The sequence below is a fragment of the Winkia sp. UMB3158 genome, from assembly GCF_030217145.1.
In the GTDB taxonomy this organism is placed as follows: Bacteria; Actinomycetota; Actinomycetes; order Actinomycetales; family Actinomycetaceae; genus Winkia; species Winkia anitrata.
This window is the reverse complement of the sequence record NZ_JASONH010000006.1, coordinates 144666-160561: the sequence shown is the minus strand read 5'-3', so window position 1 is coordinate 160561 and position 15896 is coordinate 144666. Positions and strand designations below refer to the sequence as shown.

Annotated in this window: 15 protein-coding genes; 13 read left to right on the top strand and 2 right to left on the bottom strand. The window is 57.5% G+C overall.

The features are described 5' to 3' along the window. The first annotated feature begins 11 nt into the window (after window positions 1-11). Window positions 12-1100: an ADP-ribosylglycohydrolase family protein gene (locus tag QP400_RS08300; protein WP_004807011.1), complete on the top strand. Its 1089-nt coding sequence runs from the start codon at window positions 12-14 to the stop codon at window positions 1098-1100. Next, window positions 1097-1975 (top strand): ribonuclease H family protein, encoded by an 879-nt coding sequence (locus tag QP400_RS08295; RefSeq protein ID WP_004807010.1) that lies wholly within the window; start codon window positions 1097-1099, stop codon window positions 1973-1975. Before QP400_RS08300 ends, QP400_RS08295 begins: the two co-directional genes overlap by 4 nt. Here QP400_RS08295 and mtnN read toward each other — a convergent pair. Both mtnN and QP400_RS08285 read right to left on the bottom strand, forming a co-directional pair. Continuing rightward, window positions 1970-2659 (bottom strand): 5'-methylthioadenosine/S-adenosylhomocysteine nucleosidase, encoded by a 690-nt coding sequence (gene mtnN / locus QP400_RS08290; protein ID WP_004807007.1) that lies wholly within the window; start codon window positions 2657-2659, stop codon window positions 1970-1972. The genes QP400_RS08295 and mtnN overlap by 6 nt on opposite strands. After that, window positions 2656-3102: an S-ribosylhomocysteine lyase gene (locus QP400_RS08285; protein WP_004807004.1), complete on the bottom strand. Its 447-nt coding sequence runs from the start codon at window positions 3100-3102 to the stop codon at window positions 2656-2658. The genes mtnN and QP400_RS08285 overlap by 4 nt, the downstream gene beginning before the upstream one ends. Before the next feature lie 457 nt (window positions 3103-3559). Here QP400_RS08285 and nrdH point away from each other — a divergent pair, with 457 nt between their 5' ends. The 11 genes from nrdH (at window position 3560) to QP400_RS08230 (ending at window position 15895) form a co-directional block, all read left to right on the top strand. Further along, window positions 3560-3814, top strand: coding sequence for a glutaredoxin-like protein NrdH (gene nrdH, locus QP400_RS08280; protein ID WP_004807003.1), 255 nt, complete (start codon window positions 3560-3562; stop codon window positions 3812-3814). Then, entirely contained in the window at window positions 3807-4238 is a 432-nt protein-coding gene (gene nrdI, locus QP400_RS08275; RefSeq protein ID WP_004807000.1) for a class Ib ribonucleoside-diphosphate reductase assembly flavoprotein NrdI, read from the top strand. The genes nrdH and nrdI overlap by 8 nt, the downstream gene beginning before the upstream one ends. Further along, window positions 4223-6379 (top strand): class 1b ribonucleoside-diphosphate reductase subunit alpha, encoded by a 2157-nt coding sequence (nrdE, locus tag QP400_RS08270; protein WP_004806999.1) that lies wholly within the window; start codon window positions 4223-4225, stop codon window positions 6377-6379. The genes nrdI and nrdE overlap by 16 nt, the downstream gene beginning before the upstream one ends. A 446-nt stretch (window positions 6380-6825) precedes the next feature. Then, entirely contained in the window at window positions 6826-7557 is a 732-nt protein-coding gene (locus QP400_RS08265; RefSeq protein WP_004806997.1) for an ABC transporter ATP-binding protein, read from the top strand. Further along, the gene (locus tag QP400_RS08260) at window positions 7554-9953 is read left to right on the top strand and encodes an FtsX-like permease family protein (protein WP_004806995.1); all 2400 of its coding nucleotides are present in this window, start codon (window positions 7554-7556) and stop codon (window positions 9951-9953) included. Before QP400_RS08265 ends, QP400_RS08260 begins: the two co-directional genes overlap by 4 nt. A 122-nt stretch (window positions 9954-10075) precedes the next feature. Then, window positions 10076-10381 carry a thiamine-binding protein gene (locus QP400_RS08255; protein ID WP_040315137.1) on the top strand — a complete coding sequence of 102 codons (306 nt, stop codon included), beginning with the start codon at window positions 10076-10078 and terminating at the stop codon, window positions 10379-10381. A 48-nt stretch (window positions 10382-10429) separates the two neighbouring features. Continuing rightward, window positions 10430-12331, top strand: a complete 1902-nt coding sequence (locus QP400_RS08250; protein WP_040315135.1) for a hypothetical protein — start codon at window positions 10430-10432, stop codon at window positions 12329-12331. 78 nt (window positions 12332-12409) lie between these two features. Further along, window positions 12410-13357, top strand: a complete 948-nt coding sequence (locus tag QP400_RS08245; protein ID WP_004806990.1) for an ABC transporter ATP-binding protein — start codon at window positions 12410-12412, stop codon at window positions 13355-13357. Continuing rightward, complete coding sequence (locus QP400_RS08240) at window positions 13354-14160, top strand: ABC transporter permease (RefSeq protein WP_004806988.1); 807 nt, start codon at window positions 13354-13356, stop codon at window positions 14158-14160. Before QP400_RS08245 ends, QP400_RS08240 begins: the two co-directional genes overlap by 4 nt. Window positions 14161-14163: 3 nt before the next feature. Next, on the top strand, window positions 14164-15312 hold the full coding sequence (locus QP400_RS08235; protein ID WP_004806987.1) for a sensor histidine kinase: 1149 nt from the start codon (window positions 14164-14166) through the stop codon (window positions 15310-15312). Further along, window positions 15290-15895: a response regulator transcription factor gene (locus tag QP400_RS08230; protein WP_004806984.1), complete on the top strand. Its 606-nt coding sequence runs from the start codon at window positions 15290-15292 to the stop codon at window positions 15893-15895. The genes QP400_RS08235 and QP400_RS08230 overlap by 23 nt, the downstream gene beginning before the upstream one ends. The last annotated feature ends 1 nt before the right edge of the window (window position 15896 follow it).

Sequence of the window (15896 nt, the reverse complement as noted above, 5' to 3'; positions counted from 1 at the left end):
TCTGGATGGTGATGAAGAAACCACCAACTTCCTCCCTGCAAAAGCCCCGGGCCACGCGCGTAGACATAGCCACCCGGGCGGCAGGCGTGCTCATAGGTACCGCCTGCGGGGACGCACTGGGAGTGCCCTACGAATTTGCGCCCAAAGTGCAAGTTACGCCCTCGATGCGCGGGGGCGGTATGGGCCCGTACGCCGCCGGAGAGTGGTCTGACGACACCCAATTGGCGGTAGCTCTGGCGGAAGTAGCGGTAACGGGCGCTAACTTGGCGACCAAGGCCTCCTTAGACAACATTGCCGAGCGGATGCTGCGATGGCTGAAAGGCGGAGCCACAGACGTCGATTCGCAAACTCGCGTCATCTTGCAGGGCGCACTCGACGACGAGGGCCCCCGCAGCCCAGCGCACAAACTAGCCGCCTCCGCCGCCTACTTCCACAAGCGCACTGGCCGCTCCGCCGGAAACGGAATATTGCCGCGGGCCGGCGTGCTAGGGCTCAGCCGCGTCGAGTCGCGCCAACTCACCGCCGAGGCCGCCCGCGCCGTTTCTTGCCTGACACACCCAGACCCCCTTGCCGGCGACGCCGTAGTGCTATGGGCAGAAGCAGTCCGCTACGCGGTCACCTCGCCACCAGGATCTACCTGGGCCGGTCGCATAAACATCGAGGGCGGCATAGACCTTCTTCCCCTCCACCGGCAAGCCCAGTGGCGCGAATGGGTCCGCGACGCGCTAGAACGGTACTTCGCACCGCCCTCGGACAACACGTATGTAGTGTCAGCCTTCCAGGCAGCCCTCGGAGCCATAGCCGCGACCGCGCTAGAAGAAGTACCTGACACCGAAGCATTCGAACAGGCCCTCTCTAGAGCCGTGCAAGCCGGCGGTGACACAGACACAGTAGCCGCCACCGTTGGCGCACTTATGGGGGCAGCCCTCGGAGCACCACAAATACCCCAAAAATGGGTGAACAAAGTACACGGTTGGCCGGGCCTGACCGCCTCAGATCTGTATGATTTGGGAGCCGGCATCGCAATAGCCGGCATCGTAGGAGAAGAGGCCATGGCTCAAGCTTTGGTAGGCGAAATCGACCTCGAAGGGGACGCATGATCACAGCAGCTGCAGACGGTTCCAGCCTAGGCAACCCAGGCCCGGCCGGATGGGCGTGGTACGTAAACGCAAACTGTTGGAAAGCCGGCGGATGGAAAAACGGCACCAACAACAAGGGCGAACTAACCGCCGTGCTGAACCTGCTCGAATCTACCCGCGAAGCCGGCCTGGCGGATCAAGAACTAGTCATATTCGCAGACTCTCAATACGTGATCAACGCCCTGACAAAATGGATCCGCGGGTGGAAAAAGAAAAACTGGAAAAAAGCGGACGGCAAACCAGTACTAAATAAGGACCTGATGGTCGCCCTCGACAAGGAAATGGAAGGCCGCAAGGTCACCTTCAAATGGGTGAAAGGCCACGCAGGGCACCAGATGAACGAAGCTGCGGACACGCGCGCTCGCGGAGCCGCAACGGCAATGCGTGACGGCACCCCGGTAGAAGAAGGGCCGGGATTTTCCGGAGGCTCCGCATCTAGCGACGCGGTGGCAGAGGCAGCGACAGAGCCTCCTGCGCGAAGTGCTGAAGAACCCCAAAAAAGCAACGACGAGCTTTTTTTGGCGGCCGAAGACAAACTGATCGAGGCGCTGCGATCCGGCGCGCAGGAAAAACTGCAGGGGCTGCTAGCCTCCGGGTTTAGAGGATTCGATGGCGGTGGCCACCCGCTAAATGCGGCAGACGCAATAGCCGACGTAACCAACATGGTCCCGCCCGATGCGCAGGTAGGAAAGAAGGCGTGCGCACACCTGGGAGCCGGCCTCTACCTGGTCTGCTACAGGGTGGGCGAGGCCGGCGGCACCTCTTTGCACTCAACGATTTGGCAGTTGCGCGCCGGCCACCCCGAGGCCCTGTATCACCAGGCCAGCAAGCTATAGCTGCTTAGCTAGTTCCAACACGGTTCGGGCGGAAACCGCTGCCGCCTCCGAACCGTCAATGTGGAAGTCTTGGCCCGCCTGTGGCCCGCACAGATCCGATACCCCGCGCACGGAAATAAACGCTACGTCGCGGGCAGCACTTACCTGAGCAAGCGCAGTAGATTCCATGTCAGCAGCCAAAGCCTGCGGGAAAGTCTGGCGCATTGCTGGGGTCTGGTCGGCGGCAACGAAAGAATTCCCGGAAACAACTTCGCCCACGCGCACGCCGGCAAGCTTGTCGGCTATTTCTACTAGCTGGTTCCCGCCCGGGAAAGATTCGGGTTCGGAAGGCAACTGGCCCGGCTTGTACCCGAATGCGGTGGCGTCAGCATCCGCATACCGGTAGGCGGAGCCAGCGATTACGTCGCGTACTTCGATGCCTTCACCGAGTCCGCCACAGGTGCCCGCAGCAATTACCGCGGTGGGGGCGTCAACCCCCAGCTGGGCTGCGGCGCTGTCCAACACCCAGGTCAGACAGGTAGCAGCATTGACTAACCCGATAGCGGAGGTAGCCAGCAAAATCGGGGTGGGTGCATCCAGCAGGTAGCATTTTGCGCGCCCGCACGAGACAGATTCCTTAGCGGGAAGAGCTTCCAAGAAAGGGGCCGCCTCCATGTCCATGGCGACCTGGATTAGTAGGCTCATCGGATTTCTTCCCATTCGGAACGCTTGTCCAAAAATGCGCGTACAGCTTCCTGTGCGCCCTCGAGCGAGTGGTTCGCCCCCCACCCGCACTGCTTCTCGTTAGCTGCGGGGACGGCCTCGGCCTGCAGGATGTCTTTGCAGGTAGCTTCTAGGATCTGCAGAAATTCGTCCATTTCCAAGCCCAGGGTTTGGGCGTAGAAGCCGGTCTGGCATCCCATTGGGCCGAAGTCGATGAGGGCGTCAGTGTGGTTTCGCATCAGCTCTGCAGCCATATGTTCGATGGAGTGCACGGTTGGCATCTCTAGGTGATCCTTGTTGGGCTGGCAGAAGCGGACGTCGTACTTGATCAGGGTGTCGCCGCCCGGCAACTGCTTGCGATCGGCTACGCGCACAAAGGGTGCCTTTACAGTTCGGTGGTCCAGGTTGAATGATTCAACGTTCATCTTTTCGCTCATGGGCCCATTGTTCCATGTTCGTTTCCAAGTGGAAGGGTGGGCGCGGAGCGGCGTGGTACCAGAGCGTGTAGAGTGGCGAGTTTCGCACGACGTATTTATCCACAGGCAGACAATACTGTGGATAAAAGTTTCCACAGTCCAAATGGGTCTGGCTAACAGAGGGCGTCGGCGCGGCCCTGGCGCCATTTGACGGGGGTGGAGGCGACAATGAAAGAGCGCCTACAGAAAGGGGGTGAAGTGGGGTATCCACCGGCTCGTCCACCACTTTTGCCACTTTGTCCACAGCAGGTGTGAAACACGTTATCTAGTGGTCGTGGCGAAAGGTAACCACTAGGTGTAGTGTTTGTACGAGCGGGCGGAAAGCGCCTACAACTAAATTGCATGGATGTAGTTACATGCGCGTAATAAACGTGCTGGTAAGACCAATAAGTAAGGAGCCTACTCAATGTCCGTCACTGTTTACTCGAAGCCGATGTGCGTGCAATGTGATGCGACTAAGCGTGCATTGAAGCGTAAGGGCGTTGCCTTCGCCGAGGTCGACATCACTCAGGACGCCGACGCACTTGAGCAGGTCAAAGCCTTGGGTTACGTGCAGGCTCCGGTAGTAATGGCAGGGGAAGATCACTGGTCCGGTTACCGTCCGGACAAGATCAAGGCCCTGGTTGCTGCTATGGGCTCGCAGAAGGTGGCAAATGCCTAACACTGTGGAGGCCGCAGGATCGGCCCCATACGTCATCTACTTCTCGTCGGCAACGAACAACACGAAACGTTTCGTTGACCGGCTAGAAGTAGATTCCGACAGGATCCCGCTCAGGCCGAAGGATCCGTTTTTGTACGCCAAGCGCCCGTACGTGCTGATTGTTCCCACCTATGGGGGCGGAAACCTGAAGGGCGCGGTACCAAAACAAGTCATCAAGTTCTTGAACCACGAACCCAACCGCAAGCTGTGCCGCGGCGTAATTGCGGGGGGAAATACCAACTTCGGGAAGGCCTACTGCATTGCCGGCGATATCATTGCCGCCAAGTTGCAGGTTCCCTTCATGTACAAATTTGAGCTCCTGGGCACCGGAGATGACGTGTCCATTGTTCGTAAAGGATTGGAAGAGTTTTGGCAGAAAATCTGACCGATACTGGCACCGAGACCGCCCTCAGCCCCGATAAGGACTACCACGCCCTCAACGCGAAGCTGAACCTGTATTCCCCCGACGGCAAGATCCAGTTCGATGCCGACAAGCAGGCGGCCCGCCAGTACTTCCTACAGCACGTAAACCAGAACACCGTCTACTTCCACGACTTGGAAGAGAAGATGGAATACCTGATCGAAAACGGCTACTACGAAGAGGACGTAGTGCGCCAGTACGATTGGGAATTCGTGAAGAAGCTGTACAAGGCCGCGTACGCGCACAAGTTCCGTTTCCCCACCTTCTTGGGTGCGTTCAAGTACTACACCTCTTACACGTTGAAGACTTTTGACGGCAAACGCTACCTGGAACGTTACGAGGACCGGGTGTGCATGGTCGCCCTCTACCTGGGCCGTGGCAACGAAGAGCTGGCCATGTCCGTTATGGAAGAGATCATCTCCGGGCGCTACCAGCCCGCAACGCCAACGTTCCTGAATGCCGGTAAGGCTGCGCGTGGGGAACTAGTCTCTTGCTTCCTGGTGCGCGTGGAAGACAATATGGAGTCGATCGCCCGCGGCATCAACTCCTCCCTGCAGCTGTCTAAGCGCGGCGGCGGCGTGGCACTGTGTCTTACTAACCTGCGCGAATCTGGTGCACCGATCAAGCGGATTGAAAACCAATCCTCTGGGGTGGTGCCCGTTATGAAGATGCTCGAGGACGCGTTCAGCTACGCTAATCAGCTCGGGGCTCGTCAGGGTGCGGGTGCCGCGTACTTGCATGCCCACCATCCCGATATTCTGAAGTTCCTGGATACTAAGCGTGAAAACGCCGACGAGAAGATCCGTATTAAGACCCTTTCTTTGGGCGTGATCATTCCCGACGTAACCTTCGAACTGGCCAAGCGCAACGAAGACATGTACCTGTTTAGCCCCTATGACGTGGAACGCGTTTACGGCAAGGCCTTCAGCGAAATCTCGGTCACCGAGCACTATCGCGAAATGGTAGAGGACGGGCGCATCCACAAGAAGAAGATCAACGCCCGAAAGTTCTTCCAGACGTTGGCCGAAATCCAGTTTGAATCTGGCTACCCGTACATCGTTTTTGAAGACACGGTCAATCGCGCTAGCCCCATCAAGGGGCGCGTGACCATGTCCAACCTGTGCAGCGAGATTCTGCAGGTGTCCGAGCCCTCCACTTTCAACGAGGACCTCACCTACGAGCACGTGGGCAAAGATATTTCGTGCAACCTGGGCTCGCTGAACATTGCGCGCACTATGGATTCGCCGGACTTTGGCAAGACCATCGAGACTGCGGTGCGCGGTCTGACTGCCGTGTCTGACCTGTCCAATATTGCGTCGGTTCCGTCTATCCAGCGGGGTAATGCCATGAGCCACGCCATTGGGCTGGGGCAGATGAACCTGCACGGTTACTTGGCGCGCGAGGGCGTGTATTACGGCAGCGAGGAAGCGTTGGACTTTACCAACATGTACTTCTACGCGGTGTGCTACCAGGCGATTAAGGCCTCCTGTAAGATCGCGCAAGAGCGCGGCGAGAAGTTTGTCGGCTTCGAAGATTCTGACTACGCGTCAGGAAAATTCTTCCAGAAGTACATCGAGGGCGAATGGGTGCCCAAGACCGACAAGTGCAAACAGCTGTTGGAAAAGTCTACAATTTTCATTCCTACCCAGGAGGATTGGAAGGCTTTGGCCGCCGATGTTGCTAAGTACGGCATGTACAACCAGAACCTGCAGGCTATCCCGCCCACCGGTTCTATCTCGTACATCAACTACTCCACCTCTTCTATCCACCCCATTGTGTCTAAGGTAGAGATCCGCAAGGAAGGCAAGATCGGGCGCGTCTACTACCCGGCTCCGTACATGACTAATGACAACCTGGAGTACTACCAGGATGCCTACGAGATTGGGCCGGAAAAGATCATTGACACCTACGCCGTGGCAACCCAGCACGTAGATCAGGGCCTGTCGCTAACCCTGTTCTACCCGGACACCGTTACTTCCCGTGACGTGAACAAGTCTTACATTTACGCTTGGCGCAAGGGCATCAAAACTATGTACTACATGCGGATCCGCCAGCAGGCCTTGGAAGGCACTGAGGTGCAGGGCTGCGTGTCCTGCATGCTGTAGCTGATCAGGAAAAGACCGGGTCGTGCCCCACGCGCGGCCCGGTCTTGTATGTCAGGCGGTTTTCCGGGGGCTACATTCGGGGAGGGCGGATTCGCCCTCGTACTTCGCGCAGATGCCGGGCGTGAAAGCACATCTGGTTATCGAAGGCACATTGGATGGTCGGTGGCACATCGAAATGTGCACAGTTAGGTGTGCTTTAGATGAAATGATGTGCTTTCGGCATGGGGAGGGATCCAGGGATCCACACGAATGATTGTGGCCCCTAGGCCCGGCCTGCTCAGCAAATTATTCTTATGCCAGGCAAGTGCGTGATTGTGCTTTGCCCCGAACCTATTCGTCGGTAGGGCTGGCACTACCTGAAATCTATTCCCCTCCCGATTCTGCCTCACCAGCGCTTTTGCGATCGTAGAGGTATGAACAACACAAGCATTCCTCAGTCGCCTCTGATGGCGAATAATTCGGCGGCACCGGCCGCTTCGTTCCTGCAGCCCGTCGTTGAACTGGTCGACGTCTCGAAAATCTACGGTACTGGTGGCGCCCAGGTGCGAGCCCTAGACAAAGTGTCCGTCGGCTTCGAAGCAGGCAAGTTCACCGCGATCATGGGGCCTTCCGGGTCGGGCAAATCGACCATGTTGCACATGCTTGCAGGGCTAGATACCCCAACCGCAGGCAAAGTTCTTATTGAGGGCAAAGACATTACCCAGCTGAAGGATGACGCCCTGACCAAGCTGCGCCGCGACCGGATTGGTTTTGTATTCCAAAGCTTCAACCTGGTCCCCACACTAGATGCGGCCGCCAACATAAAGCTGCCCGCACAGCTGGCAGGACACAAGGTAAACGAACACCAATTCGCCCAGATTACCAGGACTCTAGGAATTGAAGGCAGGCTCGACCACCGCCCTTCACAAATGTCAGGTGGCCAGCAGCAACGCGTAGCTGTGGCCCGAGCCCTCGTAATGAATCCGGCCGTTATCGTGGCAGATGAACCGACGGGCAATCTGGATTCTGCGTCTTCTAGAGAGGTCCTGTCCATGCTGCGCCGCGCAGTAACTGACCTTGGGCAAACCGTGATCATGGTGACCCATGACGCCGACTGTGCCGCTGTGGCCGATCGCGTTCTGGAAGTGTGCGACGGCAAGATCTCTGCCGATCACAGCCTGATTGGTGGTGCCCGGTGAACACACTTCTAAAAGCCAACCTGCGCACGTACGCGCGGCGTTATTTAGCCACCGGGCTAGCCGTCGCCATTTCGATGGCCTTCGTGTTCGCGTGCCTGGTAATGACCCAGTCGCTGCAACAATCCCTTACGCAGAGCGCGGATGAGGAATTTCAGGGAGTCGCGGCGTTTGCCACCCCCCAAGGTGCCGTAGACCTGCAACAGGCTGCAAAAAAGCTGCAAAATACGCCGGGTGTTGGCGCGGCCCAGCAGACAGCCTATGGCGTATTGCAGATGCGCGCCGGGAGCGAAAACACCACGGCGTTTGTCGCCGCAGAACAGAAAGCGCCCTTCTTTCATCGTGAGGCTGACGAAGGGAAACGGCCAGGCGAGGACGAAATCATGCTCACGACCCAGGCCGCCCAAACCCTGCACGTGAAAGTGGGGCAGACGGTGAAGGCGCGCTCTAACATCGAGGGCGGCGACTACTTCCCACTCAAAGTCTCTGGGCTGATCAAGCAGGGCGCTATAAGTAACGTGCGCTCGGTGATTACTGAAGCGACCATGACTAAGATGAATGCCTCCATGGCAGCAAACCTCAAAGTCGCTGGTCAGAGCAAGAATCCTAATAAGGCTGAACAGCAGCGCGTGGCCAAGACGGTAAAACAGGTGTTGGGTAAGGACGTCAAGGTGCAAACCGGCTCCGAGGCCAGAACCACAATGCTGCAGCAGATGCGCATCGGTGGCGCTGTCATGATGGCTGTGCTACTCACTTTTCCGGCAATAGCCCTGGTTGTTGCGTTCATTGTAGTGTCCACTACGTTCAAGGTGGTCTACCAGCAGCGGCGACGTGAACTGGCCCTACTGCGCGCGGTCGGGGCTACCGGGCGGCAGGTGCGATCTCTACTGCGCAAGGAAACCTTACTGGTGGGCGCCATTTCCTCAATTATCGGAATTATCCTCGGCATGGGTCTGGCAGTCCTTGCATTGCGGATTGGCAAGATCCCGTTAGGCGCGGTCAACCCACTACTGTTGGTGGGCGTGTTCGTCCTCGGCACGGTACTGACGTATTTGGTAGGTATGCGGCCAGCGGGACGAGTGGCGAAGGTTCCGCCCCTTGCGGCCCTGTCGCAGTTCAGTGAAGAGGAGGGCGGTAGTGCTCGCACCCGGTGGGGGCGAATCGTCTTCGGACTGCTGCTGGTTGCGGTCGGCGCCGCCGGGCTGGGGATTGGTATCCACCACGGCGAAGAACTCGGGTTCGTCATTGCGCTAGCGGGTGGCATCCCCGCTTTCCTCGGGGCGGTCTTGTTGGCCAGTGCCGCCATGCCGAAGCTCACTTCGCTGGTCGGCACCATTGCTCGCAGTGGTATTGGCAAGATGGCGAGGGCGAACACGACCCGCAACCGGGCCCGTACTGCTGCGACGGGAACGGCAATCGTTATTGGGGTCACTTTGATCACGATGATGTCGGTGGGAGCTACTTCGATGCGCGCATCGTTGGAAGATACTCTGAATACCGAGCGGCCCATTGACCTGGTAGTCACGTCGCGTGGTGGATCTTTGCAGGCGGGCCAGGTGGCTAAGCTGCGCGGTCTTGCCGGCATAGCGAAGATGCAGGTAGAGAAGGCGGCTCCGGCGCGTCTGGGAGATAGGGACGTGAAGGCGTACGGCGTTGCGGACCGAAACCCGGTATCGCGCGCAAAGGAAAAGCTGTTTACTCATAACGAGGGCGAGGCTGCTTCCGGTCTGCCTACGGGAGCCTCCCGACTGTGCGTCGGCCAGACATGTCAGGACGTGCAGGTGAAGCAGAATAAGGCGATGGAGGCCGGCTCGGTGAATGTGGCCGCCGAAACGCTAAAGCAGTTGGCCCCTAATGCGAAGGATGCTCGCGCGGTGATTCGCCTGAATGACAATGCGAACATCGAACAGGTGATAAAGGATGTTGGCCAGATCTCTGACAGTCTGGAAATTACTGGTGGTGCTGGCGAGAGGGCCTTCTATTCGAAGATGATCAACGCGGCGCTCGCGGTGGTTGTCGGGCTGTTGGCGGTGTCCGTATTGGTCGCCCTCGTTGGGGTTGCGAACACCCTTTCGCTGTCGGTGGCGGAACGCACCCGCGAGAATGGGCTGTTGCGCGCCCTCGGACTGCTGCGGAGGCAGATGAGGCGGATGCTGTTGTGGGAGGCGGTCCTGATCGCGATCACCGGGTCCGCAATTGGCATCCTTCTGGGCATAGGGTTTGGCATCCTCGGAATCCACGCACTGCCGCTAGAGGTGAACCGCGTGATCGTGGTCATGCCCTGGGCCTACATCGCGGCGGCAGTGGTGATCACTCTGATTGCGGCGGCTTTGGCCTCCTGGGTACCGGGGAGGAAGGCAGCTAAGGTGCCTCCCGTGCGGGCGCTAACGGCTGACTGAAGAAAGTGAATAGGCGTGAGGGCGTAGTCCAACTTGGGCTGCGCCCTCCACCTTTTAAGAAAGGCGGCCATTTGCGCTCCGACCTCTGTTTTTAGAGAAGTGGCCAAGGGTAGAATAGGAGCATGTTATTTGCTTTTTCAATTGCGCCTTCCACAACTGACGATCCGGATGGTTCGATGGCTTCGGCCGTAGCTCGTGCGATCAAGGTTGTGCGCGATTCGGGCCTGCCAAACGAAACCACTTCGATGTTCACGACTTTGGAAGGCAGCTGGGAAGAATGCATGCCGGTCATCCAGAAGGCGTGTGATGCAGTGGGAGAGGTTAGCCCGCGCGTGTCCCTAGTGCTCAAGGCGGATCTACGCCCGGGCCATACCGGGGAAATTGAAGGCAAGGTAGAACGCGTGAACGCGCAGGTAGAAAAGCTGTAACTGCGTTTTTCAAAATAAGAATTTAAAATATCTAATCACGGAAGATTAGTGATGGTTGTCGCCGGATCCAAACGCAAGATGCTAATAATCGGCCTGAGCATTGCCCTGGCAGTAGTGGTTGTCGCCAACTTGACGATCGGCTACTTCCTGCTGAGGCCGGCCCCCACCGCAGTAAGTAAGGGGCCCGCTGCCAAGACTATGACTGCTAAACAGCGGCAAGAGGCCTTGAGCGTGCCTGTCAACTATTCCAGGGGAATAAAGAAATATCGCAGATTTAAGAAGCCGAATCTGGGTGCAGATTTCTCTTTAGCTAAGTATCAGTATTCTGCGAAGAGTAATCACATGGCGGCGATTGCGTATTTGACAGAAAAAGTAAACATTGCGGTCTTTGACCAGCAGGGGAAGGTCTTATCTAAATATCAGATTGCCCCACCGACGTGGAAAGCGGCGGACGAGAATGAGAAGAACATCCTTCAGACATTTACCCGGGTTTATCCTGACGCGTTCTTAGGGCACGTTTCTTTCGGGGATTACGTGTGGGGACACAAAGAGGGCGTGAACATTGCAACGGGTAAGAAAGTCCCTGTTCCCGGCCAGAAAGGCTCGGTCGTGCGTGGGGTGGCAGGAACATATCTGATTGTTTCTAACCCGAAGGGTGCGGACGAAGAGGTGAGGGCGTACGCTCCCGGTGCATATGATGATCCGGCGCTCACAGTGTCGGGGCAGGGGCATCTCCAGTCTTTTTCTGCCGAGACTTTAGCTTTCGCAAAGAAATTGGGGCGGGATTCGGATATTTCGCTGCTCTATTTGAAGACCGGAAAAATTGTAAATACCCATGTTAAGGGGGCGACCATGCCCATTAGCGGCGTAATTGCTATGACTGACGGGTATTGGCTTGTGGGTGATGCTGGAAATCATTGGCAGGTACCTGCTAAGGAAGGGGAGGTAAAGCTTGGCAGTCGCATCGTTCACGCGGCGTTCGGCAATGGTGAGGGCGAGAGCTCAATAATACTGGGTACTTCCGCCTATTTGGTCTCAAAATCTAGTATGCCGGCCTCGTCTAATAAGCTCAGCAGCGCCAAGTTCAGGGAAGCGCTAGGCCGGGGGCTTGGTGCGCTAGTTCCAATTCCTGGGGATGAGCTACTTTTCCTACCTGATGGAGGCGATTATCTTGCTGTGACCGGGACGGACAGGCAATACTTGTGCTCCCGGGTTTATGGAATGGTGGATGGATTACTTGTCCAGGACTCTGAGCATATGAGCGAATCCAGCGATTCGATCATGGGTATAGAGATGAAGACGGGAACGCGGCTGTGGGTACTTCCGAAGGGATTCTCTGCGGATGAGTATATGACTGGCGGCTTGATAACTGGGTCGGACGCTACCGCTGAAGAAATTGTTGTTAGTGGGGCGGAGGGCGCGCTGCCGGAAGAATCGCAGCAGAAAAATAGCGAACAGAATCGGGCGAGGGCGGCCGGCGATGCCATCCGGAACTTCGATTTTGCGAACGCCACGTGGGATGTGGGCCGCAATGGTGCTTCTAATACTTACGATCTGAAAGATGGAGTAAAGGAAGAGTCGTTTAACGGCGTGCCCGCAAAATTGCAGTATGTCCCAGAAGCTGCCTTCTATGTAGATATTGACGGCGACGGTTACTTAGATTCGATCCAGCGGGTGAATTATTACCCGGGCACGGCCCATATTCATTTCTGGTATGCACTGTGGATGTGGGATCCGCAAAGGAATACCGCGGTCCAGCACGGAATGTTGGAGGATTTTGCTGGGGAATCTTGTGCGGGGGAGATTCAGCGTTTCTGGGTGCAGGGTGACACGATTCGGGCGTCTGGGGTGAAGCATGATGACAACGCTGCCTGCGCCGTAGCGCCTTCAATCCCGTTCAGTGGGGAAGTCCAATGGGACGGTGAGTCCATCCGCTTTGTGGAGGACTAATATCCCATGACATTTGCAATGGAGTTTTCGTTGCACTAGGCCTAGCTGGTGGTTTTGTTTTGCCAATAGCTTGGAGGCATGGAAACAAAAACAAGACCTGTTTTAGAAAATACCCAAACTGGCTGTCCGCCGGCGCTACAAATCGAGGGCGCCCGTCGCGCCTTCGGCAAGGTGCAGGCGGTAGACGGTGTTGACCTCACTATCGGCCAGGGCGAACTGGTCGCCCTTCTTGGTCGCAATGGTGCTGGGAAGACCACGCTGCTGGACATCGCCCTCGGATTGGGGCACCCCGATGCGGGCCGTGCCCTACTTTTTGGCCTGGAGCCGCGGGAGGCTATCCGCCGCGGTCTAGTTGGCGTCATCCAGCAGGAGGGCGGATTCCCCACTTCGGGTACTGTCCGCTCACTACTGCGGCTGGCCGCCAGTCCGTACCGGAATCACATTGGCGTAGATGCTGCGTTGAAAAGGGCTGGTATTGCGGATTTGGCGGGGCGGCGGCTCAGTAAATGTTCGGGCGGACAACGCCAGCGTTTTCGCCTGGCAATGGCGTTGCTGTCTGAGCCCCGCCTGCTACTCATGGACGAACCGACTGTCGGTATGGACGTGGCTAGTCGGAAGGAGTTCTGGGAAGGTATGCGCTCCCTTACCGCCGAGGGGGTATCAATTATTTTCGCCACCCACTACCTGCAGGAAGCCGAAGACATTGCTGGGCGCATAGTCATCATGGATAGGGGCAAGGTGGCGATGGATAAACCGAAATCTGAACTAATTGATGCGGATCGGCGGGCACAGGTGCGCGCCATCCTCCCGGCGGATTCTAACCTGCCTGAACAGCTGGCTCGTATGGGACAGGCGGCGTGGGACATTTCTCTAAGCGGCAACACCCTTTTAGTGCAGGGGATGGATCTAGAACCTCTGGCCCTGCGTCTTTTGCAAACTCCTGGCGTGCGCGGCTTCCAGATGACCCGCATCAGCTTGGACGACATTTTTACTTCTATAACGTCCTCTAAAGGTGAATCCCGATGAGAAATACTCTTAGTACAGCCGAAATAAAAGCAATTCCAACGCCCAAACCTTTCCAGGGCGCTGTTACCCACTTTTTGGCCTCTTTATACGGCCAAACTATAGGTAACCCCTGGTTTATTGGCGGTGCAATAGGCATTCCGCTGCTAATGTATTTTTTCTTTGCGGTTGACCAGCCGTATTCGGATGAAAGTGTGGGTAACGGAAACGTGCAGGCGGCGATCATGGTGGGCATGGCCTGCTATGGGGCGCTCACTACAGCAGGGTGGGGCGCCTGTGTGACCGCCCTCGGCCGCAACAGTGGGTGGTGGCGTACATTGGCGCTCACGCCGCTGTCTTTCCCAGCTTATCTGGGTGCACAGGTGGTCTCTGCAGTCTGCCAGGCTGGCCTTGCCGCGCTTGTGACCTACGTGGTCGGGGCCTTCACGGGGGCACATTTGACTGCTTTGGCATGGGGAGCGACGTACCTGCTCATACTGGTTTGCTGTCTTCCGCTGGCGGCAATGGGGTTTGCAATAGGTCAGGTAGTAAACGAGCAGGCGGCAAACTTCATCCTGACCATGATCCTGCTGGTTTCCTCGTTCCTGTCGGGCATGTTTATGCCGCTGGAGCAGATGGGCAAGCTGGTGCAGGATATGGCTCCATATACACCGCTGTATGGCATTATCAATCTTGTCAGGGCGCCGCTAATCGGGTGGGCCAATACGTTCAACTGGTCGTGGGTGGTAAACATCGGGGTTTATTCAACAGTCTTTATCGGCCTAGCCGCACTGTTGTACTTCCGCAAGGGGCGCACAGAAAGGTAGATCATGCTTACTACGTCGAGGGCGGCGACCCAGCCTTTGCGCGAGCGTTTAGAATCACTGCCGTGGGCGCTGCCATACCTGATCTTCATGTGGATCTTTCCCCTAATTGGGGTGGCCTCCGCCTCCGAGCTCTTTTGGACTATCTGGTGGCAGATAGCTTTCACGGCTGTTTATGCGCAAACTTGGGTCCGGTCGGATTCGGCGCCAGTGTCGGGGAGTGTGGACCGCGCAGTGCTAATAACCATAGCGCTGATATGCCTACTGGCCGCAGTGGTGGTTTACATTTCTGGCGTTCCGCTCATGGCCGCCTACTGTTTTCCTTATCTAGCAGCAATAATTACCTTCCAACTACCTAGAGCCTACATAGGGCGATCCTCTATTGTGCTGGGGGTTGCGATGGTGGTCCTGCTTGTGAGCACCTACATCACCGGGCCGCGTGACGTAAACATGCTGATAGCACCGGGGGTGACGGTTATCGGCTACTTCATGACCGCGAAGGCGCGCCAGGGGGTAGAAGAAGACAGGGCGAAGGCGGTGGCCGCGGCCGATCGGGTAGAAGCGTCGAAGGAGGGTGAACGCGCGCGCATCAGCGCCGACCTGCATGACGTGCTGGGCCAAACTTTGACTGCCATAAACGTGAACGCGCAGGTGGGAGCCAAAATGCTCGAGGCGGGCAGAGAGGTGGAAGCCACCCAGTTTTTGCAGCAAGTGCAACACCTTTCCCACCAGGCGCTCGCGGACATGCGTGCCGTTGTTGCTGCCACCAGGCAGGCGGACATAAATGAGGAGCTGGAAAGCGCAAGGCAGCTCGCTAAGGCTGCCGGCATCGCCCTCGATATTAAAGACGACGGCCACCCGCCGCAGGGGGCGCCAAACACCGTGGCCGCCCACGTTCTGCGCGAGGGCGTAGCGAACGTAGTGCACCATTCTGCGGCCTCGCGCATCCGAATCCAGATCAGCCCCACCGAACTGTCGATTATTGACAACGGCAGACAAAAGAAGGAATCCCACCGGCAGGGCACGGGCCTACAAAAGCTGCGCGAGCGAGCAGCAGACGTAGGCGAATTGAGCTGGGGCCAAGATCAGGCGGGATTCCGTCTACACTTTTCCTTGAGGAAGGGGGAAAGTAGTGATAAACGTTGCCGTGGTTGACGATCAGGCCATGGTGCGGGCCGGGCTGGTTGCGCTGCTAAACCTGGAATCCGACCTACACGTGGTAGGGGAGGGCGAAACTGGGCAAGATGCCATAGAAGTTGCACAGTTGCCAGGTTTGGACGTCCTCTTGTTAGACGTGGAAATGCCGCAAATGGACGGCCTCGAGGCTCTGGAGCGAATTAGAGGATCTGCCTGCAAGGTAGCCATCCTAATGCTCACCACTTTTGACCGGCCTGGCTGGGTAACGCGAGCCTTGGCGGGCGGAGCCAGCGGCTTCCTTGTCAAAGACCAGCAGGCAGCCCAGTTAGCTGAAGCGATTCGCCGGGTGCATGCGGGAATGCGCGTAGTCGATCCAGACCTGGCAGCCCGCTCCCTGGGACTGGGCCAAAACCCGCTCACCGCAAGGGAAAAAGACGTGCTGCGCGCCGCCCTCGGCGGGGGAACCAGCGCCCAGGTAGCCCGTCAAGTGGGCCTTTCCGAGGGGACCGTGCGCAACCACGTAACCTCGGCAATGGCTAAAACGGGTGGATCCTCGCGCATGGATGCTGCCCGCCGCGCTCACAACAATGGGTGGCTGTGAC

Coding starts and splice junctions, on each gene's coding strand:
- QP400_RS08300 (WP_004807011.1), top strand. CDS start 12: ATGAAGAAACCACCAACTTCCTCCCTGCAAAAGCCCCGGGCCACGCGC.
- QP400_RS08295 (WP_004807010.1), top strand. CDS start 1,097: ATGATCACAGCAGCTGCAGACGGTTCCAGCCTAGGCAACCCAGGCCCG.
- mtnN (WP_004807007.1), bottom strand. CDS start 2,659: ATGAGCCTACTAATCCAGGTCGCCATGGACATGGAGGCGGCCCCTTTC.
- QP400_RS08285 (WP_004807004.1), bottom strand. CDS start 3,102: ATGAACGTTGAATCATTCAACCTGGACCACCGAACTGTAAAGGCACCC.
- nrdH (WP_004807003.1), top strand. CDS start 3,560: ATGTCCGTCACTGTTTACTCGAAGCCGATGTGCGTGCAATGTGATGCG.
- nrdI (WP_004807000.1), top strand. CDS start 3,807: ATGCCTAACACTGTGGAGGCCGCAGGATCGGCCCCATACGTCATCTAC.
- QP400_RS08265 (WP_004806997.1), top strand. CDS start 6,826: ATGGCGAATAATTCGGCGGCACCGGCCGCTTCGTTCCTGCAGCCCGTC.
- QP400_RS08255 (WP_040315137.1), top strand. CDS start 10,076: ATGTTATTTGCTTTTTCAATTGCGCCTTCCACAACTGACGATCCGGAT.
- QP400_RS08245 (WP_004806990.1), top strand. CDS start 12,410: ATGGAAACAAAAACAAGACCTGTTTTAGAAAATACCCAAACTGGCTGT.
- QP400_RS08240 (WP_004806988.1), top strand. CDS start 13,354: ATGAGAAATACTCTTAGTACAGCCGAAATAAAAGCAATTCCAACGCCC.
- QP400_RS08235 (WP_004806987.1), top strand. CDS start 14,164: ATGCTTACTACGTCGAGGGCGGCGACCCAGCCTTTGCGCGAGCGTTTA.